Source organism: Lactobacillus sp. A27 (assembly GCF_016742815.1).
GTDB classification, from domain to species: Bacteria; Bacillota; Bacilli; order Lactobacillales; family Lactobacillaceae; genus Lactobacillus; species Lactobacillus gallinarum.
In genome coordinates, this window is record NZ_JAEHNT010000032.1 from 55,535 (window position 1) to 81,003 (window position 25,469).

General features: G+C 37.0%; 21 protein-coding genes and 1 tRNA gene. 17 read left to right on the forward strand and 5 right to left on the reverse strand.

Going from position 1 to position 25,469, the window contains the following annotated elements; genetic code table 11:
• Positions 1-3: 3 nt before the first annotated feature.
• From JEM49_RS05005 to whiA, 11 genes are all read left to right on the forward strand, one after another.
• Positions 4-279, forward strand: coding sequence for a hypothetical protein (locus JEM49_RS05005; protein ID WP_025005157.1), 276 nt, complete (start codon positions 4-6; stop codon positions 277-279).
• A 17-nt stretch (positions 280-296) separates the two neighbouring features.
• Positions 297-1,268 carry an HPr(Ser) kinase/phosphatase gene (hprK, locus tag JEM49_RS05010; protein WP_201873926.1) on the forward strand — a complete coding sequence of 324 codons (972 nt, stop codon included), beginning with the start codon at positions 297-299 and terminating at the stop codon, positions 1,266-1,268.
• A complete protein-coding gene (lgt, locus tag JEM49_RS05015; RefSeq protein WP_162606860.1) occupies positions 1,261-2,100 on the forward strand; it encodes a prolipoprotein diacylglyceryl transferase in 840 nt (279 codons plus the stop codon). Before hprK ends, lgt begins: the two co-directional genes overlap by 8 nt.
• Before the next feature lie 40 nt (positions 2,101-2,140).
• The gene (locus JEM49_RS05020) at positions 2,141-3,160 is read left to right on the forward strand and encodes an NAD(P)H-dependent glycerol-3-phosphate dehydrogenase (protein ID WP_025005155.1); all 1,020 of its coding nucleotides are present in this window, start codon (positions 2,141-2,143) and stop codon (positions 3,158-3,160) included.
• Between the two features lie 236 nt (positions 3,161-3,396).
• The gene (locus tag JEM49_RS05025) at positions 3,397-5,121 is read left to right on the forward strand and encodes a phospho-sugar mutase (RefSeq protein WP_056945510.1); all 1,725 of its coding nucleotides are present in this window, start codon (positions 3,397-3,399) and stop codon (positions 5,119-5,121) included.
• 105 nt (positions 5,122-5,226) lie between these two features.
• Entirely contained in the window at positions 5,227-7,275 is a 2,049-nt protein-coding gene (gene uvrB / locus JEM49_RS05030) for an excinuclease ABC subunit UvrB (protein ID WP_056945509.1), read from the forward strand.
• Positions 7,265-10,111 carry an excinuclease ABC subunit UvrA gene (gene uvrA / locus JEM49_RS05035; RefSeq protein WP_191335196.1) on the forward strand — a complete coding sequence of 949 codons (2,847 nt, stop codon included), beginning with the start codon at positions 7,265-7,267 and terminating at the stop codon, positions 10,109-10,111. The genes uvrB and uvrA overlap by 11 nt, the downstream gene beginning before the upstream one ends.
• A 57-nt stretch (positions 10,112-10,168) precedes the next feature.
• Complete coding sequence (locus tag JEM49_RS05040) at positions 10,169-10,711, forward strand: HdeD family acid-resistance protein (protein ID WP_025005153.1); 543 nt, start codon at positions 10,169-10,171, stop codon at positions 10,709-10,711.
• Positions 10,712-10,801: 90 nt separating this feature from the next.
• Positions 10,802-11,683: an RNase adapter RapZ gene (gene rapZ / locus JEM49_RS05045; RefSeq protein WP_025005152.1), complete on the forward strand. Its 882-nt coding sequence runs from the start codon at positions 10,802-10,804 to the stop codon at positions 11,681-11,683.
• Between the two features lie 10 nt (positions 11,684-11,693).
• Positions 11,694-12,737, forward strand: coding sequence for a gluconeogenesis factor YvcK family protein (locus JEM49_RS05050; RefSeq protein WP_201873927.1), 1,044 nt, complete (start codon positions 11,694-11,696; stop codon positions 12,735-12,737).
• The gene (gene whiA, locus JEM49_RS05055) at positions 12,730-13,665 is read left to right on the forward strand and encodes a DNA-binding protein WhiA (protein ID WP_025005150.1); all 936 of its coding nucleotides are present in this window, start codon (positions 12,730-12,732) and stop codon (positions 13,663-13,665) included. Before JEM49_RS05050 ends, whiA begins: the two co-directional genes overlap by 8 nt.
• A 48-nt stretch (positions 13,666-13,713) precedes the next feature.
• Here whiA and clpP read toward each other — a convergent pair whose 3' ends face one another.
• Positions 13,714-14,298 (reverse strand): ATP-dependent Clp endopeptidase proteolytic subunit ClpP, encoded by a 585-nt coding sequence (gene clpP, locus JEM49_RS05060; RefSeq protein WP_005718663.1) that lies wholly within the window; start codon positions 14,296-14,298, stop codon positions 13,714-13,716.
• Positions 14,299-14,485: 187 nt separating this feature from the next.
• Here clpP and JEM49_RS05065 point away from each other — a divergent pair, with 187 nt between their 5' ends.
• Positions 14,486-16,111, forward strand: a complete 1,626-nt coding sequence (locus tag JEM49_RS05065) for an SH3-like domain-containing protein (protein ID WP_201873928.1) — start codon at positions 14,486-14,488, stop codon at positions 16,109-16,111.
• 55 nt (positions 16,112-16,166) lie between these two features.
• Here JEM49_RS05065 and JEM49_RS05070 read toward each other — a convergent pair whose 3' ends face one another.
• Positions 16,167-16,982 carry a Cof-type HAD-IIB family hydrolase gene (locus JEM49_RS05070; RefSeq protein WP_191451305.1) on the reverse strand — a complete coding sequence of 272 codons (816 nt, stop codon included), beginning with the start codon at positions 16,980-16,982 and terminating at the stop codon, positions 16,167-16,169.
• A gap of 84 nt (positions 16,983-17,066) precedes the next feature.
• Positions 17,067-18,500, reverse strand: coding sequence for an APC family permease (locus tag JEM49_RS05075; RefSeq protein WP_191335193.1), 1,434 nt, complete (start codon positions 18,498-18,500; stop codon positions 17,067-17,069).
• 154 nt (positions 18,501-18,654) lie between these two features.
• Here JEM49_RS05075 and JEM49_RS05080 point away from each other — a divergent pair, with 154 nt between their 5' ends.
• On the forward strand, positions 18,655-20,142 hold the full coding sequence (locus tag JEM49_RS05080; protein WP_201873929.1) for an LBA0864 family S-layer associated protein: 1,488 nt from the start codon (positions 18,655-18,657) through the stop codon (positions 20,140-20,142).
• 44 nt (positions 20,143-20,186) lie between these two features.
• Here the strand turns inward: JEM49_RS05080 and JEM49_RS05085 are convergent.
• Positions 20,187-20,258, reverse strand: a tRNA-Arg gene (locus JEM49_RS05085).
• Positions 20,259-20,504: 246 nt separating this feature from the next.
• On the opposite strand from JEM49_RS05085, the gene JEM49_RS05090 reads away from it, so the two are divergent.
• From JEM49_RS05090 to tpiA, 4 genes are all read left to right on the forward strand, one after another.
• Positions 20,505-21,536 carry a sugar-binding transcriptional regulator gene (locus JEM49_RS05090; RefSeq protein WP_025005146.1) on the forward strand — a complete coding sequence of 344 codons (1,032 nt, stop codon included), beginning with the start codon at positions 20,505-20,507 and terminating at the stop codon, positions 21,534-21,536.
• 55 nt (positions 21,537-21,591) lie between these two features.
• Positions 21,592-22,608: a type I glyceraldehyde-3-phosphate dehydrogenase gene (gap, locus tag JEM49_RS05095; protein ID WP_025005145.1), complete on the forward strand. Its 1,017-nt coding sequence runs from the start codon at positions 21,592-21,594 to the stop codon at positions 22,606-22,608.
• 112 nt (positions 22,609-22,720) lie between these two features.
• Positions 22,721-23,932, forward strand: a complete 1,212-nt coding sequence (locus JEM49_RS05100; protein WP_025005144.1) for a phosphoglycerate kinase — start codon at positions 22,721-22,723, stop codon at positions 23,930-23,932.
• A gap of 25 nt (positions 23,933-23,957) precedes the next feature.
• Complete coding sequence (gene tpiA, locus JEM49_RS05105; protein WP_023061659.1) at positions 23,958-24,716, forward strand: triose-phosphate isomerase; 759 nt, start codon at positions 23,958-23,960, stop codon at positions 24,714-24,716.
• Positions 24,717-24,950: 234 nt separating this feature from the next.
• Here the strand turns inward: tpiA and JEM49_RS05110 are convergent.
• The coding region (locus tag JEM49_RS05110; protein WP_201873930.1) for a transposase at positions 24,951-25,469 on the reverse strand (519 nt) is incomplete at its 5' end.

Genomic DNA, 25,469 nt, shown 5'->3' on the forward strand with positions numbered 1-25,469 from the left:
AAGATGAGTTTTTTAGGCATTGTAACGTTAGTTTTAATAGCGTTAATCATATTAAGTTTATTATTTGTCTTTTTTAAAGCATTTATTCTATTGTTGCCAGTCGCTTTAATTGCAATCGCAATTATTTGGTTGATTGGGTTTACGGGAAGAAAAAATAAGAATAATATGCCAAGTAGTGGTAATTACTATGATTGGTTTAAAAATGTTAATTCCACTCAGTCACAATCCCGTCCCCGCAAACAAGCTAAAAATGTGACTACAAAAGATATCGATAAATAGTTGGGAGGTAAAAAACTATGGCCGATGCAGTAAAATTAAGCAAATTAATTGAAGACAATAAAAGTATTCTTGAGGTGTATCAAGGACATGAATATATTAAAGATGATGAAATATATGTTTCTGATATTTATCGTCCAGGATTGGAGTTAACGGGATACTTTGATTTTTATCCTGCACAACGTATTCAATTATTGGGTCGTACTGAAATCTCATATGCTGCTAGATTAGACCACGATATTAGAATGCATGTATTTAATAAAATGGCTACTAAGGCTACACCATGCTTTTTGATATCACGTTCTTTACCTGTGCCTAAAGAATTAGCGGAAGCCGCAGAAGAAGCTCAGATTCCAATTTTGCGGACTGGAGAATCAACCACCTATATTTCAAGTATTTTGACTGAATATTTACGTGCGCGTTTAGCTAAAAGAACTAGTATTCACGGAGTTTTGGTTGAAATTAAAGGTATGGGTGTCCTGCTAACCGGCGCTTCTGGTGTTGGTAAATCTGAAACGGCTTTAGGTTTGGTTCAAAGAGGCCACCGTTTGATTGCGGATGACCGAGTAGATGCCTTCCAAAAAGATCACAACACTGTTGTAGGTGAAGCTCCGAAGATTTTGCGTCATTTGATGGAAATCAGAGGTATCGGGATCATTGATGTAATGAACTTATTTGGTGCCGGTGCTGTTAAGAGCAGAACTGAGATTCAATTGGTAATTAACTTGGTTAACTGGGATCCTAAGGCTAACTATGATCGTTTAGGCTTTGAAGAAAATGCACGTACGCTTTGCAACGTCCCTATTCCACAGGTTAATATTCCAGTTAAGGTCGGACGTAACATTGAAAGTATTATTGAAGTAGCTGCGATGAACTTTAGAGCTAAGCAAATGGGTTACGATGCTGCACAAACTTTTGATAATAATTTGACCAGTTTAATTTTAGAACATTCAAAAGAGGATACGAACAAGGAACCACATCATAATGATTAATATGGTAATTAATCCAGTTGCATTTCAATTAGGAAATTTAAGCATAAAATGGTACGGTATTATTATGGCCGTAGCAATCGTACTTGCTGCGTGGATGTCCATTGAGGAAGGAAAGAAAAGACAAATAATCAGTGATGATTTTATTGATTTACTCTTATGGGCCGTGCCATTAGGCTATGTAGGTGCTAGAATATATTACGTAATTTTTGAATGGGGCTATTATTCTCAACATCCAGATCAAATTATTGCTATTTGGCATGGTGGAATTGCCATCTATGGCGGATTAATTGCAGGATTAATAGTACTCTTGATTTTTTGTTACAAAAGAATGTTGCCACCTTTTTTGATGCTAGATATTATTACACCTGGTGTAATGGCCGCTCAAATTTTAGGTCGGTGGGGTAATTTTGTAAATCAAGAGGCTCATGGTGGTCCAACTACCCTTCATTTTTTACAAAGTCTTCATTTGCCTGAGTTTATTATTCAGCAGATGAAAATAGGTGGGACATATTATCAACCTACTTTTCTTTATGAGTCTTTTTTTAACTTGATAGGATTAATTTTAATTCTGGCTCTGCGTCATCGAAAACATGTCTTTAAACAAGGAGAAGTTTTCATGACTTATCTTCTTTGGTATAGTGTAGTAAGATTCTTTGTCGAGGGTCTGAGAACGGATAGTTTGTATGCTTTTGGAATGATTCGTGTATCGCAGGCACTGAGCTTGGTTTTATTTATTGCAACAATTATTTTATGGATTTATCGTCGTAAAGTAGTTAAACCAAAGTGGTATTTGCAAGGCAGTGGGTTAAAATATCCATATACAAGAGATTAGTTTAGATAAAAATTTCAATATAGAAAGTTTGAGAGAAAAAATGACAAAGATTTCAGTTTTAGGTAATGGTTCATGGGGTTCAGTTTTAGGTTCAATGTTAGCCGATAACGGAAACGATGTGACTCTTTACGGTAACATTGATAGTGTTAACGAAGAAATTAATAAAACTCATACCAATAGTCACTACATGAAAGATTGGAAATTAAATGAAACTACTAAGGCTACTGGAGACCTTGAAGAAGCACTTGATGGTGCAGAATTAGTTTTATTTGTTTTACCAACTAAGGCAGTAAGAATTGTTGCTAAGAATGTACGTAAGGTATTGGACAAGACAGGTGCTAAGCCACTTTTAGTTACTGCAACTAAAGGTATTGAACCAGGTACTAAGAAGCTTATTTCAGAAATCTTGACTGAAGAAGTTTATCCAAATGATGAAGATAAGATCGTAGCTATTTCAGGTCCAAGTCATGCTGAAAATGTAGCTCAAAAAGATTTAACTGCTATTGCATGTGCTTCAACTGATGAAGAAAATGCTAAGAAAGTTCAAAAGATTTTCTCAAATGATTATGTTCGTTTCTACACAAATGATGATTTAGTTGGTGTAGAAGTTGGTGGTGCCGTTAAGAACGTTATCGCCATTGCAGCTGGTATTTTAGTAGGACAAGGCTACGGCGATGATGCTAAGGCAGCACTTATGACTAGAGGTTTAGCTGAAATTACTCGTTTAGGTGTTAACTACTTTGGTGCTAAGCCAATGACTTTTAGTGGTTTATCAGGTATTGGTGACTTGATCGTAACTTGTACTTCAGTTAACTCACGTAACTGGCGTGCCGGTAAACAAATCGGTGAAGGCAAGAGCTTAGATTACGTTCTTGAAAACATGGGTCAAGTTGTAGAAGGTGCAACTACTGTTAAAGCCGTTCATGAACTTAGCGAAGAAAAGAACATCGATATGCCAATTTGTGAAGCTATTTACCGTGTTCTTTACGAAAACACTGATGTAGCTGAAGAAATTAAGCAAATGATGGGCAGAGATCCTAAGCCAGAAATTCGCCTTTAATTTTTAATAAAATAAGGATAAAAAGACATGTTCAGATGAGCATGTCTTTTATTGTTAATAATATAGATCAGAAAAGACAGAGTCATTCCAGCCAAAAATGGAATAAAAAAATGACTTTTTAGTAGTTAAAGCGTTAAATTAATAAAGCAGAAGTTTTATAATTGTTACTAGATAATAAAAAGTTAAAGACAGCTTTAAAATCCGATACGTATTTATTTTGATGAATAGAGGAAAATATGAAAGCAAAAGAAGTTTTTGAAGAATGGCAAAATGCTAATAATTTACCTGATTATTTAAAGGATCAATTAGATACTTTAGGTAAAGATGAAAAATGGATTGAAGATGCCTTTGGTCAAGATATCAATTTTGGGACTGCCGGAATGAGAGGTCGTCTTGAACCCGGAACTAATAGAATCAATCTTTTTACAGTTGGCAGAGTTACTGAAGGCTTAGCAAGATTGATTGATGAAAATGGTGAAGAAGCTAAAAAGCGCGGTGTAGCTATCTCATTTGATTCAAGATATCACTCAAGAGAATTTGCGGAACATGCAGCACGTATTTTAGGTGCACACGGGATTCACGTATATTTGTTTGATGATTTAAGACCAACACCTGAACTTTCATATGCTGTTCGTCATTTGCATACTTTTGCAGGTATTAATATCACTGCTTCTCACAATGCTAAGCAATATAATGGTTACAAGGTTTATGGTGAAGATGGTGCACAAATGGCACCAGAAAACGCAGATCGTTTATTTGCATATGCTCAAAAAGTAACTGACATTTTTAGTGTAAAGGCAGCACCTGTCCAAGAATTACGGGCAAATGGTACTTTGCAATTAATCGGTGAAGATGTTGATGAAGACTATTTGAATGAATTAAAGCAAGTAACTGTTGATCCTGAAATGGTTAAAGCAAATGCTGATAAGTTAAAGATTATTTACACACCACTTCATGGTACAGGTAAGATGCTTTATGATCGTGCCTTTAGACAAGGTGGCTTTGACAATGTAATTCCAGTTCCTAGTCAATCAATCATTGACCCAGAATTTCCAACTACAATTAAGCCTAACCCGGAATATCGTGATGTCTTCAAGCCTGGATTTAAATTAGCTGATGAAGTTAATGCTAACGTAATCATTGCTACTGACCCAGATGCTGATAGAATGGGTGCAGCTGTTAGAAAATCTGATGGCGACTTCCAAGTTTTGACTGGTAACCAAATTGCTACTTTGATGGCTTACTACTTGCTTGTTCATATGAAAGAAAGTGGCAAGTTGACTAGCGATTATGAAATCGTTACTTCAGTTGTTTCAAGTGCTTTACCATTTAAGATTGCAAAAGATTTTGGCATTAAGACTAAACACGTTTTGACTGGCTTCAAGTATATCGGTGAAGAAGTTGACCGCATGAAGAAGGCTGGCGATGCTAAGTTCCTCATGGGCTTTGAAGAAAGTTATGGTTACTTATTCAAACCATTTGCTAGAGACAAGGATGCTATGCAAGGTGCATTGATGTTTGCCGAAGTTGCTAGTTACTATGCTTCTAAGGACATGACTGTTTTTGATGGCTTGCAAGAAATCTGGAAGAAGTACGGTGTAGCTTATGAAATTACCAAGGCTATCGAAATGCCAGGTATCGGCGGTCAAAAGAAGATGGCAGCCCTCATGAGCAAGTTGCGTGATGAACATTTAAGCGAAATCAATGGTGTCAAAGTTAACAAGATTCAAGACTTCTTGAAGAAAGAAACTATTGAAAATGGTAATGTTACACCACTTGAAGAATTCCCAGAATCAAACGTATTGAAGTACTTCTTAGATGATGAAACTTGGGTTGCTCTTCGTCCATCAGGTACTGAACCAGTTATCAAGGCTTATGTTGGTGTAAATAAGAAGGATATCGCAACTGCAGAGAAGGCTGCACAAGACTACCAAGCAGCTTTAGCTGAACTTCTTAAATAAAATGGGCATATTTCGTGCGAAAACACGTTCGTGGTAGTAAAATATAAATACTAATTAGAAAGTTGGACAATTTGGTCCAACTTTTTTCATGAGGAGTTTTTGACCATGATTAAACGACAAAAAGATCGCAAATTTGAATTAGTATCTAAATTTAAACCTGCTGGAGACCAGGAGCAGGCTATTGATAAATTAACTGCCGGCTTTAAAAAAGGCTATAAAGAACAAATTTTGGAGGGTGCAACTGGTACTGGTAAGACTTTTACTATGGCCAATATTATTGCTAACTTGAATAAGCCCACTTTGGTAATTACGCATAATAAAACTTTAGTAGGTCAACTTTATGGCGAGTTTAAAAGTTTCTTTCCTCATAATGCAGTTGAGTATTTTGTTTCTTACTACGATTATTATCAGCCAGAAGCTTATGTTCCTCAATCCGATACTTATATCGAAAAGGATTCGGCTATCAATGATGAAATCGATCAGTTGCGACACGCCACTACTTCAGCTTTAATGGAGCGTAACGATGTTATTGTCGTAGCTTCTGTATCGTCAATTTATGGTTTAGGTGATCCTAAAGAATATGCCCGTAGCGTTTTGATGATTCATGAAGGTCAAGAATATGATCGTAATGTATTATTGCGTGATTTGGTAAACTTGCAATATGACCGCAACGATATCGATTTTCAACGGGGACGTTTCCGTGTTCGCGGCGATGTGGTAGAAATTTTCCCAGCTGGTAATTCGAATCATGCTTATCGTATCGAATTTTTCGGGGATGAAATAGATCGCATTGTTGAAATTGACTCTTTGACTGGAGAAGTAATTGGTGAAAGAGAAAGTATCTCTTTATTCCCAGCTACGCACTTTATGACTAATGATGAACAATTGCGGCGCGCGCTTAAAGAGATTTCTAAAGAAATGAAAATTCAGGTAAAGAAGTTTGAAGGCGAAGGCAAGCTACTTGAAGCCGAGAGAATTAAGCAACGTACTACATATGATATGGAAATGATGAGTGAAGTTGGCTATACCAACGGAATTGAAAATTATTCTCGTCACATGGAAGGGAGAAAAGCTGGAGAACCGCCTTATACTTTGCTAGATTTCTTCCCTGATGATTTCTTGATTTTAATTGATGAATCGCATGCGACTATGCCCGAAATTCGTGCGATGTATAATGGTGACCGCAATCGTAAGCAGACGTTGATTGATTATGGTTTCCGTTTACCATCAGCGCTTGATAACCGTCCACTTAAGTTATCTGAATTTGAAAAGCATGTTCATCAAATACTATATGTTTCTGCTACGCCAGGTGATTATGAATTAGAGCGAACTGATCATAAGGTTGAACAAATTATTCGGCCAACAGGCTTACTAGACCCGAAGATTGAAGTAAGGCCGATTGAAGGGCAGATCGATGATCTAGTTGGCGAAATTAATAAACGAATTGATCGCAATGAACGAGTCTTTGTTACTACTTTGACCAAAAAGATGGCAGAGGATTTGACAGATTACTTAAAGGATCTGGGAATCAAAGTGCAATATTTGCACTCTGACATTAAGACACTTGAGCGAATGAAAATCTTGCGTGATTTACGTTTAGGTAAATTTGATGTGTTAATCGGAATTAACTTGTTACGTGAAGGTATTGATGTGCCAGAAGTTTCACTGGTAGCTATCTTGGATGCAGATAAAGAAGGCTTTTTGCGTGCGTATCGTCCGCTAGTTCAAACAATGGGTCGTGCGGCTCGTAATGCAAATGGTGAAGTAATTATGTATGCCGATACGATTACTGATTCTATGAGAGCCGCAATCAATGCCACTAAGAGACGGCGTAAGATTCAAGAAGAGTTTAATAAAGAACATGGAATTACACCTAAGACAATTATCAAGCCTGTTCAAGATGTAATTTCTATTACGAAGCCATCAAGTGATGATAAAGATAAAAAGTCTGATAGTTTTGCCGATTTGAACTTCGATGAATTGACTGCTAGTCAAAAGAAGACGATGATTAAGAATTTGCAAGAGCAGATGAAGGAAGCCGCTAAAAAGTTGGACTTTGAAGAGGCAGCAAACTTACGGGATGCTATTATCGATTTACAAAAGTCATCTAGAAAACCAAAGACAAAAAAGGGGAAAGCTTTTAATGGTAAATGATAAGATCGTTATTCGTGGTGCACGAGAACATAATTTAAAGGATATTGATATAACTATTCCTAAAAACCAATTAGTAGTAGTTACTGGTCTATCAGGTTCTGGAAAGAGTTCTTTAGCTTTTGATACCTTGTATGCAGAGGGTAGAAGACGCTATGTACAATCACTTTCTAGTTACGCTAGACAATTCTTGGGCCAGATGGATAAACCAGATGTTGATTCAATCGATGGGTTGAATCCCGCTATTTCAATTGATCAAAAAACCACATCACATAATCCACGTTCAACTGTCGGAACAGTAACCGAAATCAATGATTATTTACGTCTTTTATGGGCTCGTGTAGGTCATCCAATTTGTCCGAATGATGGAACTTTGATTGAACGACAATCGGTTGATCAAATGGTAGACCGAATCATGTCTTTACCCGAAAGAACTAAAATCCAATTGTTAGCTCCCGTTGTTCGTGCTAAACGCGGTGAACACAAGGAAGTTTTTAAACGAGTACAACGTGCTGGATATGTTCGTGTTATTGTTGATGGTGAGATGCACGAAATTGGAGAAGAGTTTAATTTAGCTAAAAATAAGCGACATAATATTGATATTGTTGTGGATCGTTTAATCGTGAAAGATAGTATTAAATCTCGTTTGTTTGACTCAATTGAATCAGCTCTTCGTTTATCTGATGGCTACATGAATGTTGATGTTATTGGCGGGGAGATGCTTAACTTCTCTGAATATTATGCTTGCCCTAAGTGTGGTTTTACAGTAGGCGAAATGGAGCCAAGACTATTTTCATTTAATGCGCCATTTGGTGCTTGTCCTGATTGTGATGGATTAGGGATGAATTTAGCCGTTGATGAAGATTTGGTTGTACCTGATAAGACCAAAACTTTGGCAGAAGGTGCGTTAGCTCCATGGAAGACGTCTAATTATTACACTGAAATGTTAGAACAAGCTTGTGCAGCACTTGATATTCCAATGGACAAGCCTTTTAATAAATTAACTAAAAAGCAAAGAGAAACGATTCTTCACGGTTCAACTAAGCCAGTGAAATTTCATGTTACAGGGGATTTTGGCGTTAATGACACAACCCAGCCTTTTGAAGGGGTAATGGATAATGTTGAAAGACGCTATAAACATCCAATGTCCAAATTTATGCGCGATGTGATGGGCAAGTATATGACAGAGCTGACTTGTTCAACTTGTCACGGTAAGCGATTAAATGAAAAAGCTTTGGCTGTAAAGGTAATGGACAAGGATATCGCTGAAGCTTCTGAACTTTCAATCAATAAATCCTTAGATTTCTTTAAGAGCGTCAAATTAAGTGAACAAGAAACTGTAATTGCTAAACCAATTTTGAAAGAAGTGTGTGATCGTCTTTCATTCTTAGACAGCGTTGGATTAGATTATTTGACCCTTTCTCGTTCTGCTAATACTTTATCTGGTGGGGAAGCTCAACGTATTCGTTTGGCTACCCAGATTGGTTCTAACTTATCAGGAGTTATGTATGTTTTAGATGAACCTTCAATTGGACTTCATCAACGTGATAATGATCGTTTGATTGCTTCACTTAAGAGAATGCGTGATTTAGGCAATTCTTTGATTGTGGTTGAACACGATGATGAGACTATGCGCCAAGCCGATTATCTGATTGATATGGGACCAGGCGCCGGCGTTTACGGCGGTAAGGTAATGTCTCAAGGTACACCAGAAGAAGTGGAGAAAAATCCTAAGTCTTTGACTGGTCAATATTTGTCGGGAAAAAAGTTTGTTCCTGTGCCATTAAAACGCCGCAAGGGTAATGGTAAGAAGATCACTATTACCGGTGCACAAGAAAACAATTTAAAGAATATTAACGTTGATTTTCCTTTAGGAAAATTTGTCGTAGTGAGTGGTGTTTCTGGTTCAGGTAAGTCAACTTTAGTTAATATGATTTTAAAGCGAGCATTAGCGCAAAAGTTAAATCATAATTCAACTAAGCCAGGTAAATATAAGTCAATTCGTGGCTATAAAAATATTGAAAAAATCATCGATATTGATCAAAGTCCTATTGGACGTACCCCACGTAGTAATCCGGCTACTTATACTAGCGTTTTCGATGATATTCGTACGCTTTTTGCTCAAACAAATGAAGCTAAAATGAGAGGTTATACTAAGGCTCGTTTTTCATTTAATGTTAAAGGCGGCCGCTGTGAAGCATGTCATGGTGACGGAATTATTAAGATCGAAATGAATTTCTTGCCAGATGTGTATGTCCCATGTGAAGTTTGTCATGGCAGTCGTTATAATTCAGAAACCTTGGAAGTAACTTATCGTGAAAAGAATATTGCTCAAGTGCTTGATATGACAATTAATGAAGCATGCAAGTTCTTTGAAAATATTCCTAAAATTGCACGTAAATTGCAGACTATTGTTGATGTAGGTTTAGGCTATGTTAAATTAGGTCAATCTGCTACAACTTTATCAGGTGGGGAAGCCCAGAGAATGAAGTTGGCTGCAGAATTGCAGAAATTATCAACTGGTAAGAATTTCTATATTTTGGATGAGCCAACGACAGGTCTGCATACCGATGATATTAAGCGTTTGCTTGAAGTTTTGCAGCGTTTAGTTGATGAAGGAAACACTGTTCTAGTAATTGAACATAATTTAGATGTGATTAAAAACGCTGACTGGATTATTGATTTAGGACCTGAAGGCGGTGAAGGTGGCGGTAACGTTGTTGCTACAGGAACGCCTGAAGAAATAGCGGAGGTGAAAGAAAGCTATACTGGTCAATATTTAAAGCCGGTTTTAAAGCGTGATACTAAGTTAACTAGGGATGCGGAAAATAAAAAGTAATGCGTAAGTGTTTTTATCCTCGAATAAGTGTAAAATAGGCACCAAGGAGGACGAATAATGGACATTTTTTCAAGTTCTAGAGATAATCGTGGCTTCGATTGGGGCGCATTTATCGCTGGTGTATTAATGGTTGTTGTTGCTTTTTTGCTTCTTAGACATCCAGCCAAGGGATTGCATGCATTTGTATTAATCTTTGGTATTTTGTCAATTTTGCAAGGTTTAGTATGGCTTGCTGGTTATTCACGTTTTCGTGCTTTCTTTGCACGTAGTTGGGTAGCACTTATTTCAGGTATTTTAGATATCATTGTGGGTATTTTGTTCTTATGCTCATATGATATTGGTGGATTGACCATTGCATATTTATTTGCAATTTGGTTCTTTGTCGACTCAGCTGTCGGAATTGCCTTTTCATGGCACTTGCGTGACTTTTCAACAGGATACTTTATCTTTAACTTAGTTTTGAACATTCTAAGTTTAGTTATTGCTATTTTCTTGATCTTTAACCCACTTTTTGCAGCTTTGAGTTTAGTATGGTTAGTTGCATTTTGGTTGTTAGTATTTGGTATCAATGAAATAGTCGTTGCATTTATGCACCGTTAATAATTATGAAAAAGAGGCTGCGATGGTCTCTTTTTTTTGCACTATAATGGAACACCCGGTATGATATAATTTACAGAAGGAGGGCTAACAATGGCTGATGATAAGAAACAATTATTAATTGTTACAGGAATGAGTGGGGCAGGCAAAACTGTTGTGGCTCATGATTTAGAAGATATGGGTTACTTCGTAGTTGATAACTTGCCACCAACATTATTGGGAAGCTTTTGGGATTTAATTAATAATTCAAATGATTTCCATAAGGTAGCAGTAGTAATTGATTTACGTGTTAAAACTTTTTATACAGATTTATTAGATGAGGTAAATTCACTCGAAGATAATGGCACCGTTCAAGCTACTATTCTCTTTTTAGATGCTTCAGATGATGTGTTAGTAGCACGTTACAAGGAAACTAGACGGCTTCCACCACTAGCTAATAATGGTAAGGGACGTTTGTTAGATGGCATTCAAGAAGAACGTCGTATTTTGATGCCAATCAAAAATCGTTCAAATTACATCATTAATACGTCTAATTTATCTACTAAAGATTTAAAACAGAAGTTAATTAATACTTTCAGTGACCGTAAGCGTCAGCCATTTTCAATTGAAGTAATGTCATTCGGTTTTAAATATGGCATGCCAATTGATGCGGATATTGTAATGGATGTGCGTTTTCTGTCTAATCCATTCTATATTCCGGAGTTGCGTCCATTCACAGGATTAGATAAGCGTGTCTTTGATTATGTAATGAATAAAGAAGAGACACAGGTTTTCTATCAAAAATTATTGGATTTATTAGAAACCGCTATTCCTGGTTATATTAAAGAAGGAAAAGAAAAATTGACAATTGCAATTGGTTGTACTGGTGGTCAACATCGTAGTGTATCAATTGCACAACAACTTGCTCGTGACTTATCCAAAAAATATCCAGTTGATATAACTCACCGTGAGGTAAGTCGCTACATTAGAAAGTAGGTATATCGCGATGTCATATGGAGAAACGCGAATTGTGCGCGTAATTAAAGGCAGACGTCCGCGGGTGGTAGTTATCGGTGGTGGTACTGGGTTACCAGTTATTCTAAATGCATTGAAAGATCAAAATGCGGAAATTACTGCCATTGTTACGGTATCCGATGATGGTGGCTCATCTGGTTCTATCAGAAATTTTATTAACGTTGTTCCACCGGGTGATATTAGAAATGTGTTAGTTTCTTTAAGTGATTTGCCACAAGAAGAAAAAGACATTTTTCAATATCGGTTTGATTCATCTGATGCATTCTTCTCAGGCCACGCTATTGGTAACTTGATCATTGCAGCTTTGAATGAAATGCATGGGAATATTTTTGATGCTGTTCAATCTTTATCTAAAATGATGAAGGTCGACGGCCACGTCTTTCCAGCATCTAACGAACCTTTAACGTTAAACGCCGAGTTTATTGATGGTACCACGGAAGCCGGGGAAACGGAGATTACCTCAAAAGATAAAAGAATCAAACGTGTTTGGGTAACAGATACTAATTCGAATGCCACACCTAAAGCAGTTTTACCTGTTTTAGCTTCGATAATGCAGGCAGATGCAGTTGTCTTAGGTCCAGGTAGTTTATTTACTTCTATTTTGCCTAATTTGATGATTTCTAATTTAGGTGAAGCGGTTCGAGAAACCCCGGCTGAAGTAGTTTATATTTGTAATATCATGACTCAACGTGGAGAAACTGATCACTTTAGCGATGCAGAGCACGTGGAGGTAATCAATCGTCACTTAGGTGGAAACTATATCAATACAGCTTTAGTTAACGGAGCTAAAATTGATATGAGTAAATTTCACCCAGAGGATTATGATGCATATCTTGAACCTGTTAAGAATGACTTTAATGGTTTGAGAGCGCAAAATTGTCGTGTTATTACCGATGATTTTATTGATCAACGACACGGGTTGGTCTTTCATGATGGAGAAAAAGTAGCAAAGGAAATAATGAATTTGGCATTTGAGGCAATGTTACGTAAAAGAATGAAGGAAAATAATGGCTAGTTATGCTAGTGAAGTCAAAAAGGAGCTAACTTCGCTTGAGGTGCATCCAGAGCATGCTAAAGCAGAGTTAGCTGCTTTTTTGCGAATGAATGGGGTTTTAAATCTTCATGATCATCAATTTAGTCTAGATATCACTACAGAAAATCCCGCTATTGCACGAAGAATTTTTAAACTGATTAAAGTTGCATATGGAATTGAACCATTATTGATTGTTTCTCGTAAGATGAAATTAAAAAAGAATAATCAGTATCTAGTTCGACTTAATCGTGACGTGCAAGAAATATTGGAAAACTTAAATATTTGGGATCCTGCTCGAGGATTAGTTACCAGAATTCCACAGAGAATTATGAAGTCACGGGAAGGTGCAATGTCTTATCTTAGAGGTGCTTTTTTAGCTGGCGGTAGCGTTAATAATCCTGAGACTAGTAGATATCATTTAGAAATTTATTCAACTTATGAAGATCATAATGAAGATTTAGCTAAGTTGATGAATGAGTATTTTTATTTGAATGCTAAGATGACGAAACGTCGTCGAGGTTACATTGTCTACCTTAAAGAAGCAGCTAAAATCGGAGATTTTTTGCATGTAGTTGGAGCATTAAATGCTATGCTAAATTTTGAAGATTTACGAATCATGCGAGACATGCGTAATTCGGTTAATCGTTTGGTTAATTGTGATACAGCTAATATGAAAAAGACGGCTTCCGCTTCTGCAAAACAGGTAGAAGATATTCAGTTGATTCAAAAAGAAAAAGGAATCGACAGCTTACCAGAAAAGTTACAGATTTTAGCACGTTTTAGATTAGCTCATCCAGAATTAACTTTAAAAGAAGTAGCGGATCAAATTCCGGATGGACCTATTTCAAAATCTGGTGTTAATCATCGATTCAAAAAGTTACATGAATTGGCTGAAAATTTGAGAGATTAAAAAAAGAGGATTTGCACACGTAAATCCTCTTTTGATTATAATTTATGATTACTTCTTCTTATTAACCATAATTTCATCGATTAAACCGTATTCCTTAGCTTCTTCAGCAGTTAAGTAATTATCACGTTCGGTATCCTTTTGAATCTTTTCCAAAGGTTGACCAGTAGTTTCGTGTAAGATTTCGTTAATCTTCTTGCGACTCTTTAAAATTTCGTTAGCTGCAATTTGAATATCAGTTTGTTGACCTTGTGCTCCACCTAAAGGTTGGTGAATAAGTACAGTAGAGTTAGGTAATGCGAAACGCTTACCCTTAGTACCACTAGTCAAAAGAATAGAAGCCATTGAAGCAGCCATACCAATTGCAATAGTTGATACATCTGATTTAATGAAATTCATAGTATCCATAATTGCAAGACCAGAAGTAATTACACCACCTGGTGAATTAATGTAAAGCGAAATATCCTTAGTGTTATCTTGTGCATCAAGGAAAAGCAATTGAGCAATAATTGAGTTAGCCATTTGGTCGTTAATTTCGCCACTCAACATAATAATTCTATCTTTTAATAAGCGTGAGTAAATGTCATAAGCACGTTCACCACGAGCAGTTTGTTCAATAACTGTAGGTACTAGCATATATTTGCCTCCTAAATTTATTTCGTATTAATTAGCACTCTTTTAAGTACTGTGCTAATTAAATCACTTCGTAATAAAAGTGTCAAATAAAGAGATTTACTTGTATTCAAATTGTATTTTTGAGAATATTGTTTATATATTATAATAACTATGTAAAATATTGTTGTAATATTGTAGGAGGACAAGCTTGAAATATACAAATAAGATTTTAACTGCAACATCAGCTGTTGCAGTTAGTGTTGGTTTATTAATGGGTTATTCAAATCCTGTTTTTGCCGCTAATTCTAAGTCAACTACTAAAACAGACAAAGCTAAAGATAGTTCAACTGCTAAAAAGGGGCCAGTTCAAACCAGTACTTCTTACGATTTGATGGTTAAAGTAGGTAGTAATAAACATTACAATGTTTATAAGAGCATTAAGAATGGTAAGCCTGTTAAGAAGTTAGCAGATGCCAGTGACTATCAATATGCTCATATTCAATCTGATCAACGAATTAAAACTCACAACGGTACCTACTGGCGCATTTATGTTAATGGCCGTAAAGTAGGATATGTTAACCAAAACTGGTTTACTAGAAACACTATTGCTGTTCCTAAGACTGTAAGTTTAGTAAGAAATAGTCATTCTGATTTTGCTCCAGAAGATGCAGTTAGTTATGTAACTAACTATATGGGAACCGTTATTCCTACCCAAGATATTACAATTTCTGAAGATGCAATTGATTGTTCTGAACCAGGTACTTACAAGGTTAAGTATAGTTATGGTAGTGCTAAAGCTACTGTAAAAGTTACTGTAAGAAAGAGTACTAAAGAAGGCGTTGCTGATGCAGATAGTGTTTCAGCACAACCATTTAGTGGTGACCTAAAATCTTGGAAGACTTACTATGGTAGTTCATCTAACTACGTAACTAAGACTGACTTTGCTCCGGATAAAGCAAAGCACAGTTACACTACTGATAATGGTAATATGACCTTTAAGACTCGTTTCTTCCAACCAGTTTTACTTAGTGTTGCTAGAGACATTAAAGACGACGATTACATTAACCGTGTAGGTCATATTCCAGAAGGTATTGCTATGTCAGACGGCTGGCTTTACACTAGTTTACTCAGCAGTACTAAAATTTCTAATGGTCACATCATTGCTTATAATTTAAACCATTTGACTAATGCTTTTAATGGTCAATACTTGCTTGATATGTCTCAAAAGAAGTTCAATTCTTACGTTAAAAATATTAAGGTAAGTCCATATATCCCAATTGGTCACGGTCAAGCTATGGGCGCAACTGATAAGTATATTTATGTAGTTAACTATGATAATAAGACATCATATAAGAGCAATAGATCAGAAGAATTGCTTCAAATCCGTAAGAGCGATATGTGCATTAATAAGATTTGGACATTCAAATGCTGGAATGGTAGCGACTCAGAAGGCCGTTACTTCCACGATGGTGTTATTGTAAGTGATCACAAGATGTATACAACTCTTTACAACAAGCAAAAGAACCAAACTGAATACTGGGAATTCAACCGTAAAGGTGATAACTGGTACCCAACTATGGTAGGTGCAACTAAGACTGGTATTGTTTCAAATACTTATACTCAAGGTTTCACATACGATGCTAAGAATGACAACTTCTATCTTGCATTTAACGATGTAATTGCTAAAATTGCTCGTAATGGTGAAGTCAAGGATACTTATCAATTCCACACTGGTCGTGAAATTGAAGGTATCGCTGTTTCAAACAACAGACTTTACATGAATTTAGCTCAACGTGCTGAATTACTTGAAAGTACAGAAAAGTTGACCAAATAATTTATTTCATTAAAAAAGGCAGTGAACGTTTAGGTTCATTGCCTTTTTTGTATATCTATTTCTCAGCGTCTAAATATTTTTGTAGGACCCTGAAGACACCATTTTCAGTATTGGCAGGTGCGATATATTTAGCATGTTCTTTAACACTTGGCATCCCGTTAGCCATAGCATAAGAGTATTTTGCAAAATCAAGCATAGCAATATCGTTGCCGCCATCACCAAATGCGATTAGATCATCACCAGTTAAGTTTAATTTGGCTAATAAATGCTTTAAACCGGCGCCTTTATTGATACCATAAACATTAGTATCAATAGCAGTATTAGCAGATCCAAATGCAGAAATTTTTTGTTCATGCTTTTCATTGAATTCTTTTTCAATTTCTGGCGCCTTAGAATTGTCTAAACTAAAAGTGATTTGCAAGATATCCTTGTTGGGTAAATCTGACCAATGATCAACAACTGCACTTTTGCCAGCGAAGTATGCTAAGAAGTCACGCTCAGTTTTAGGAATAGCTTTGTGGAAGTAGGCTACATCGGTTTCGAAGACCATAGGAGCTACTTTACCATATTTGTCACTGACTTCTTTAAGTAGACTAAGAGCAGTTTCACGTTTTAGCGGATAAGAAGCAACTATTTCACCGTTAACAACTAGCATAGAACCATTGAGAGAAACAAAATCCATGCGTTCAGCAAAATCACCGAAGTCTTGCTTTAATCTAGTGTATGGCCGACCAGAAGCTACGATAAAATGAACGTTTCTTTTTTCTAATTCCGTAAGTATTTGATCAAATTGTTCATGATTAAATTGCTTACGATCATCTAAGAATGTCCCATCCATGTCAACTGCAACAGCTTTAAAAGGTAATGTCATATTTTTCCACCTCATTTTTAATCTAAATGAAATTAAAAAATAAAAAAAGACCGCTGTCAACGGTCTTTTTTGTTATATCTATATCTAATTGGCCTTTGCTTCTTGATATTTTTTAATACCAGGAAGAATCAATCCCAATGCGATTAAGATGATTGGTGTTAAGATATTGAGCATTAATGTAAATGGATCTGGTGAATAAATACCAAAAATACAACATGCTGCAGTAACTAAGAAACACCAAATACCTGCGGTATAAGCTAATCCCTGAGATTTAGTCATTTGATAAGTGGTTTCAAATGATTTTTGATGCTTTCTTAAAGCAATATAAGCTGCAAATACCCAAAGGTAACGAAGTGGCATGGTAGTTGAGTTTAACTTAACTAATTGAGCCATTACAGCTTGTGCGTTAGGAACAAATGCTTGGATAGCAATTAAACCACCTGATAAAACAACGATCATCCAAATACCATTGATATAAGCACCATGCTTGTTAAGCTTGAATAAACCTTTAGGAATAAATTCTTTTGCTTCTTTACTTCCCAAAAGCATTCTAAGCGGTGCGTCAATACTAATTACTAAGGTGGAGAATTGACCAATTACATTACACCATGAGTAGATGTACATGAATAATCCACCAACATGGTAGTATTCGCCTAGTTTTTGGAAGGCCATGTAGGCACCATTTGAAATATATTCATTCAAATTAGCATTAACGACCTTCGGATCAAACATCAATGCCATGGCAAAGGTACCTAAAATTGCTGATACCATAACCATGATTGCTAATGCCATCATTGCCTTAGGGAAATTCTTGGAAGGATCTTTTACCTTATTAACATAAGGCGAAATCTTTTCACAGCCACCAACGGCAAATACTAAGATTGAAAGAGAAGTAAAGTATTTAACGTTGAAAGTTGGCATTAAATTCTTCCAATTAAGATCAATGTGGTAAAATCCTGCTCCTGGATTAATAGCCGGAGCGGCAAACATCATGATGATAAACAAAATTGACATGATGAACATTGAAGAACCTGCGATAGTTGCTAAGCCCTTTAATACAGGAATACCACGACTTGCTACCCAGCAGAAGAATAAAAATACAACTAATGTTGCAAATTGTGTCCAAGCAGTAGGTAATCCGTCGTACCATCTGGTGTTACCAAAGATGCCCCAAGCCATAGCTCTTAAGCCACCGGTACCTTTACTAGAAATATATACGACGTGGCAAGCCCAATAAGTCCAACCTGCATAATATGCCCATTTTGCACCCATTGTGGCATTTACCCAAGATGATACCCCACCTTCGGTATTTTTGAATGTAGCACCTAGTTCACCAACCATCAGTGCATAGGGAACAAAGTAGAGAAGGAACATGACTACCCAACTGAAGATGACCTTTGTTCCATCAAAGTAGACGTACCCATTAACAACGTTACCAAATCCCCAAACAGTGGAGAACGCCATCATTGCCAGAGTAGTCCACATCATCTTTCTGGGATTGTTTTGTGATTCGACCATAAAAACACTCCTAATATAAATTGTGAACCCTTTCATTATATAACAATGCCATTAGTATGTTCTTATATTAATTTTTTTTAATAATATAAGAACATTTTTGATGAATTGGTGCTAGGATATGAGTATATGTTGTTTTTTTAAGGAGGAAGAATGAATGAGAAACAATAAAAAGCTAATTTTAGCTGGTTTGTTGATTGCTGGAAGTTTATTAACTATTAATGGTCAAGCAAACACTGTTCAAGCTAAAAGCTACGGCAAGGCTGTTACTAAAATTGCAGGTAATGGTAATTATGCAATTTATCACAATGTTTCAAGCAAGGGACCAAGCGGCAAGTTTACTTCAACTAAGTATTTTAAACATGGTCAAATTCAATCAAAGGAATCTAGATCAACCAGAAAAGGTACTTTCTGGAAGATTATTGTTGATGGTCGCAATGTTGGTTGGGTAAGTGAAAAATTCTTTGCACGTAACCAAATCTCTGTTGCTAATGAGGTAAGCTTAGTTAAAAATAGTGATTACAGCTTCCCTACTAGAGATGCGATTAACTACGCTACAGATGCACATGGTACTGCAATTAATCCTAATAAGGTTCATGTTTCTAGAAAGTATGTAAGTACTAATCCAGACAAAGTAACCTATAGTTATGGTAAAGCAAAGGCAGAAGTTAATATTGACGTTCATGATGGTGATATGGCTTCTCCAAGTGTTACTCCGAAGAAGGGCTTTAAGACTACTTCTACTTGGAATGGTGGCTCAAAGGGCTCATCTAGAAACTGGAATCGTGCACATGGATACCGTTCAGAAACTACTAGCAACACCATTAAGAGCAATGGCTTAACTCTTGGAACTCGTTTGTTCCAACCTAGATTTTTGAGTTTAGGTTATGGTCAAGCTGGGGATGCAATGGGCCAAGTTGGTGTAATTCCTGAAGGTATGACAGTTAACGGCGGTATTTTCACTACTTCATTATTTACAAGCAGCAATAGTCAATATGGACACTTAGTTTCATATAACTTGAATGCATTAAAGAGCAAGTATGCTGCACAAAATCTTACTACTATGAAGTGGAGCACTTTTAAGTCATACGCTAAAAACATTAAAGTAAGTCCATATATTAAATTGGGTCACGGTCAATCATTAGGTTCTTCATCAAGTTACATCTACGTATTGGCTAATGACAATAAATACAATAATGGTCCTGCTTCAGAAGAAATCTTACAAATTCGCAAGAGCGATATGAAGATTAACAAGATTTGGACATTTAGAATTTCAGACAATCGTTACATTCACAACGCTACTTTTGTAGGCGACGATACTATGTACGCTTTATTCCACAATGGTGGTCATAACTGCTATGAATACTGGAAGTTAACTAGAGATGGTGATACTTGGAATGCTACTGAAGTTGGTGCAACTGAAGGTAGATTTATTTCTAATTCACCAGTTCAAGGCTTTGCTTATGGCGACGGTCACTTCTTCATTGGCTTTAATGACAACATCTTTAAGGTAAGTGAAAATGGCTCTGCACAAAAGCATTACCGTTTCAACACTAAACGTGAAATTGAAGGTATGTCAGCAACTGGTTCAAGATTGTATGTACAATTTGCACAACGTGCTGAATTGACTTCAGGTAAGTTTTAATAGTAAATGAAAAAGCTAGAGCAATTGCTCTAGCCTTTTTTGTATGGGTCCCCTGGGAGTCGAACCCAGATTTTAAGAACCGGAATCTTACGTGCGATCCATTACACTAAGGACCCAAACTACGCAGCCTCTAGTATAACAGAAAAAGAATATAAATAGAAATGATTTTGTGAGCCTTACAATTTTTTTAAAATAGCCAATCTTTTTCTTGAATTACGAAAAATACATTGTTATACTAACAGTGTCGATTGGGAAATGTATGAATTTGAAATAGTTGTACGTTTCTCTTATATTTTTAAGTATTCTGGGACAGCAATCGACACAGATGTGGTCACTAAGCGTCCCAGGGAAAGGAGGGAACGATGAATTCGGACTTTTCTTTGCTCGAAGCGCTCGTTCCCGACGTCTTAAAGATTCTTCGACAAAGGTATCTTGTCCTTGAGCAGATAGCACTGCATGCGCCGATTGGGCGTAGAAGTGTAGCTCAACATTTAGGGCTTTCAGAAAGAAACATTAGAACCGAAACTGAATATTTGAGTCAATTAGGTTTGATTGAAACTAAAAGTTTTGGAATGTTTTTAACTGAAAAGGGCGAGAAAACATTACAAGATGCGGGGCCATTGATTGACCGTCTCTTTAATGCTGGTGAAACAGAATTAGCACTGGCTAAGAAATTAGGGATTGAAAGAACCTTGATTGTACCAGGTAATGCTGATTTGCAAGATCGCGTTTATGAAGAGATGGGAGAAGAGTTAAGTTCAGCTTTAAATTTACTCTTGCCATTAGGTCATTCAATAGTTACAATTCTAGGTGGAGCGGCTTTAGCAAAATCTGCTAAGTATTTATCTCCTAGTTTAGGGAATAACCGCCAGTTAGAATTTGTTCCTGGTCGAGGAGCCTTGGGCGAAAATGTAGAAACGCAAAGTAATACAATCGTCCAAGAAATGGCAGCTAAAACTTCGGGTACGTATAAGACATTGTATTTACCTGAACAGGTTTCAGCTGCAGCGTATAAATCTTTGATACGTGAATCCTCGATTGCGGATGTTCTGCAAGATATTTCACAAAGCGATGCAGTGATCCATGGTATTGGGTTAGCCCAAGAAATGGCGCAGCGTAGAGGGTATAATTCAATTAGACTTTCGGAGCTTCGTGAAAAGAAGGCCGTCACCGAATGTTTCGGGTGTTTCTTCGATGAAAAAGGCAAGGTTGTCGACCGTATCACCCAGGTTGGATTACAGTTTGAGAACCTATATAAAATACCCCACATATTTGCTTTTGCATGTGGTGCAAGAAAAGCCAAAGCAATAAAAGCATATATGCCCAATGCACCTCATCAAACCTGGTTAATTACTGATGAGGGTGCCTCAAATATGATTTTAAAGGGGAAATAAAATCCCGTTTAAAATAAATTGTTGTTTATAGTTCTTAAAGGAGGACTTTTAGGTTATGACAGTTAAAATTGGTATTAACGGTTTCGGCCGTATCGGTCGTTTAGCATTCCGTCGTATTATGGACTTAGGCGAAAAGAGTAAGGACATCGAAGTTGTTGCTATCAACGACTTGACTACTCCATCAATGCTTGCTTACTTACTTAAGTACGACACTACTCATGGTACTTTCAACCACGAAGTTTCATCAACTGAAGATGCTATCGTAGTTGACGGTAAGAAGTACCACGTATACGCTGAACCACAAGCACAAAACATTCCTTGGGTTAAGAACGATGGTGTTGACTTTGTTCTTGAATGTACTGGTTTCTACACTAGCAAGGCTAAGTCACAAGCTCACCTTGACGCAGGTGCTAAGCGTGTATTGATCTCAGCTCCAGCTGGTAACGACTTGAAGACTATCGTTTACTCAGTAAACGAAAACACTTTGACTGCTGACGACAAGATTGTTTCAGCTGCTTCATGTACTACTAACTCACTTGCACCAATGGCTAACGCTTTGGACAAGGAATTCGGTATCGAAGTTGCTACTATGACTACTATCCACGCATACACTGGTACTCAAATGACTTTGGATGGTCCTGCTCGTAGTGGTAAGGAACAAGACGCTCGTGCTGCTGCTGAAAACATCATTCCTCATACTACTGGTTCAGCTAAGGCTATCGGTTTGGTATTGCCTAACTTGAACGGTAAGATGAACGGTCACGCACAACGTGTTCCAGTTCCAGATGGTTCAGAAACTGAATTAGTATCAATCTTGAGCAAGAAGGTTACTGCTGACGAAGTTAACGAAGCTATGAAGAAGTACGAAAGCCCATCATTTGCTTACAATGGTGACCACATTGTTTCAAGCGATGTTTTGAACATGACTGCTGGTTCAATCTTTGACCCAACTCAAACTATGGTAACTACTGCAGGTGACAAGCAATTAGTTAAGACTGTTGCTTGGTACGACAACGAATACTCATTCACTTGCCAAATGGTTCGTACTTTATTACACTTTGCTACTCTTTAATCATTAATTTAAATTAACTGATTATAGTTAAGTGGTAATTGAGAAGGCGGAGGGAGATTCTTCCTTCCGCCTTTTTTTGAAGGAAAAATATCAAAATAATCGGAGGATTATAATGGCTAAATTAATCGTTGACGATCTTGATGTTAAAGGTAAAAAGGTTTTAGTACGTGTAGACTTCAATGTTCCAATTAAGGACGGCGTTATCGGTGATGACAACCGTATCGTTGCTGCACTTCCAACTATCAAGTACATCATTGAACATGGTGGTAAGGCTATTTTGCTTAGTCACTTGGGCCGTATTAAGTCAGATGCTGACAAGAAGGAATTATCATTAAAGCCAGTTGCTGAACGTTTAAGTGAACTTCTTAAGAAGCCTGTAACTTTTGTACCATCAAACGAAGGTAAAGAAGTTGAAGATGCTATCAACAACATGAAAGATGGCGACGTTGTTGTTCTTGAAAACACTAGATTCCAAGATATCGACAATGACTTTGGTAAGCGTGAATCAGGTAACGATCCTAAGCTTGGCGAATACTGGGCAAGCCTTGGTGACATGTTTGTAAACGACGCATTTGGTACTGCTCACAGAAGTCACGCATCAAACGTTGGTATCGCTACTGCAATGAAGGAAAATGGCAAGCCTGCAGCTGCTGGTTACTTACTTGAAAAGGAAATCAAGTACTTAGGTGACGCTGTTGATAACCCTGTACACCCATTCGTAACTATCTTGGGTGGTGCTAAGGTTTCAGACAAGATTGGTGTTATTAACAACTTGATTCCTAAGTCAGACCACATCTTAATCGGTGGTGGTATGGCTTACACCTTCTTAGCAGCTCAAGGCCACAAGATCGGTAAATCATTATTTGAAGCTGATAAGGTAGACCTTGCTAAGGAATTGCTTGAAAAGGCTGGCGACAAGATCGTTCTTCCAGTTGACAACGTAGCTGCAACTGAATTCTCAAACGATGCTTCACGTGAAGTTGTTGGTGATGACATTCCTGACAACATGATGGGTCTTGACATTGGTCCTAAGACTATTGCTAAGTTCAAGGACATCTTAAAGGATGCTAAGACTGTTGTTTGGAACGGACCAATGGGTGCTTTCGAAATGCCTAACTTCGCAGAAGGTACTTTGGAAGTTGGTCGTGCATTAGCAGATCTTACTGACGCAACTACTATTATCGGTGGTGGTGACTCAACTGCTGCTGCTAAGCAATTGGGTATTGCACCTAAGATCAGCCACATTTCAACTGGTGGTGGTGCTTCACTTAACTACCTTGAAGGTAAAGTATTGCCAGGTATCGCTTGCGTACAAGACAAGTAATTTAAGTTAAGGAGATAATAGACTAATGAGCCGTACACCAATTATTGCTGGTAACTGGAAGTTACACATGAATCCAGAACAAACTACTGAATTCGTTGACGCTGTTAAGGACAAGTTGCCAGATCCAAGTAAGGTAGAATCACTTATTTGTGCACCTGCAGTTGACCTTGATGCTTTAAGAAAAGCAGCTAAAGGTTCAAACTTACACATCGGTGCTGAAAACTGTTACTTTGAAGACGAAGGTGCTTACACCGGTGAAACTTCACCTAAGGTCTTGAAAGAAATGGGTATGGACTACGTAATTATTGGTCACTCAGAACGTCGTGGTTACTTCCACGAAACTGATGAAGACATTAACAAGAAGGCTAAGGCAATCTTTGCTAATGGCTTGAAGCCAATCATTTGCTGTGGTGAATCACTTGAAACCCGTGAAGCAAACAAGCAAGAAGACTGGGTTGTTGGTCAAATTAAGGCTGCTTTAGATGGTCTTACTGCTGAACAAGTTTCAAACCTTGTTATTGCTTATGAACCAATCTGGGCTATTGGTACTGGTAAGACTGCTTCATCAGACCAAGCTGAAGAAATGTGCAAGACTATCCGTGAAACTGTTAAGGACTTGTACAACGAAGAAACTGCAGAAAACGTTCGTATTCAATACGGTGGTTCTGTAAAGCCAGCTAACGTTAAGGAATTAATGTCAAAGCCTGACATTGATGGTGGCTTAGTTGGTGGTGCTTCACTTAAGCCTGAATCATACTTAGAATTGGTAAACTACCAAGACTAATCTGATTATTAAAAAAGGAACTTCTTAATTAAGGAGTTCTTTTTTATTATGCATTTGATAACAGACAATAGAGCCTAAAACTTTTATTAAATGCCCAAATGTAAGGGAATACATTAAGAAATAATAACATTTAACCCCCTTGTATTTTTTACCTAAAAAAGTATAATAAGTAATGGAGGTTGAAATATTACAGAGTAAACCTTCATTATTCAGTCTCTGCCTAATAATTCCTTATTACTTAATAAATACAAACTTTATGGCAGAAGATACATCTATATCTATATCACTTTCTAGAAAGTGTCTGGGGAAAAAACCAACTCTCAGATACAAAAAGACGATCAATCTAACTCTTAATTTGAGTTGCTTGACCGTCTTTTTCTTTTCGCTTAAACAAAATTGGTCCTTTGACCATCTTCTGTTCCAATATTTGCTTAAATTCATTATCATGAAGGCTATTCCCACATCGGTTTCAACCTTCTTTTTGCCTCTTAAATGAGTTCGACGCATGCCAAAAACATTCTTCAAATGTCCAAAAATCGGCTCCACATCATACTTTCTCATTCTGTAGATGTGACTGCCTTCAGGACTTTGGAAAACTGCTTTGGCTTTTTCTTTTAAGTATTGCCAGTTAGGATTATAGCGAACCTGACCAGTCGTTTTATCTTTACCCCGACTATAATATTTGAAGCTAAATCTAACGCCGTTTTGATCAAGGTAGTAATCGTCTTGTTCATCATAGAACCAGTTAGCTAG

Coding starts and splice junctions, on each gene's coding strand:
- JEM49_RS05005 (WP_025005157.1), top strand. CDS start 4: ATGAGTTTTTTAGGCATTGTAACGTTAGTTTTAATAGCGTTAATCATA.
- hprK (WP_201873926.1), top strand. CDS start 297: ATGGCCGATGCAGTAAAATTAAGCAAATTAATTGAAGACAATAAAAGT.
- lgt (WP_162606860.1), top strand. CDS start 1,261: ATGATTAATATGGTAATTAATCCAGTTGCATTTCAATTAGGAAATTTA.
- JEM49_RS05020 (WP_025005155.1), top strand. CDS start 2,141: ATGACAAAGATTTCAGTTTTAGGTAATGGTTCATGGGGTTCAGTTTTA.
- JEM49_RS05025 (WP_056945510.1), top strand. CDS start 3,397: ATGAAAGCAAAAGAAGTTTTTGAAGAATGGCAAAATGCTAATAATTTA.
- uvrB (WP_056945509.1), top strand. CDS start 5,227: ATGATTAAACGACAAAAAGATCGCAAATTTGAATTAGTATCTAAATTT.
- uvrA (WP_191335196.1), top strand. CDS start 7,265: ATGGTAAATGATAAGATCGTTATTCGTGGTGCACGAGAACATAATTTA.
- JEM49_RS05040 (WP_025005153.1), top strand. CDS start 10,169: ATGGACATTTTTTCAAGTTCTAGAGATAATCGTGGCTTCGATTGGGGC.
- rapZ (WP_025005152.1), top strand. CDS start 10,802: ATGGCTGATGATAAGAAACAATTATTAATTGTTACAGGAATGAGTGGG.
- JEM49_RS05050 (WP_201873927.1), top strand. CDS start 11,694: ATGTCATATGGAGAAACGCGAATTGTGCGCGTAATTAAAGGCAGACGT.
- whiA (WP_025005150.1), top strand. CDS start 12,730: ATGGCTAGTTATGCTAGTGAAGTCAAAAAGGAGCTAACTTCGCTTGAG.
- clpP (WP_005718663.1), bottom strand. CDS start 14,298: ATGCTAGTACCTACAGTTATTGAACAAACTGCTCGTGGTGAACGTGCT.
- JEM49_RS05070 (WP_191451305.1), bottom strand. CDS start 16,982: ATGACATTACCTTTTAAAGCTGTTGCAGTTGACATGGATGGGACATTC.
- JEM49_RS05075 (WP_191335193.1), bottom strand. CDS start 18,500: ATGGTCGAATCACAAAACAATCCCAGAAAGATGATGTGGACTACTCTG.
- JEM49_RS05080 (WP_201873929.1), top strand. CDS start 18,655: ATGAGAAACAATAAAAAGCTAATTTTAGCTGGTTTGTTGATTGCTGGA.
- JEM49_RS05090 (WP_025005146.1), top strand. CDS start 20,505: ATGAATTCGGACTTTTCTTTGCTCGAAGCGCTCGTTCCCGACGTCTTA.
- gap (WP_025005145.1), top strand. CDS start 21,592: ATGACAGTTAAAATTGGTATTAACGGTTTCGGCCGTATCGGTCGTTTA.
- JEM49_RS05100 (WP_025005144.1), top strand. CDS start 22,721: ATGGCTAAATTAATCGTTGACGATCTTGATGTTAAAGGTAAAAAGGTT.
- tpiA (WP_023061659.1), top strand. CDS start 23,958: ATGAGCCGTACACCAATTATTGCTGGTAACTGGAAGTTACACATGAAT.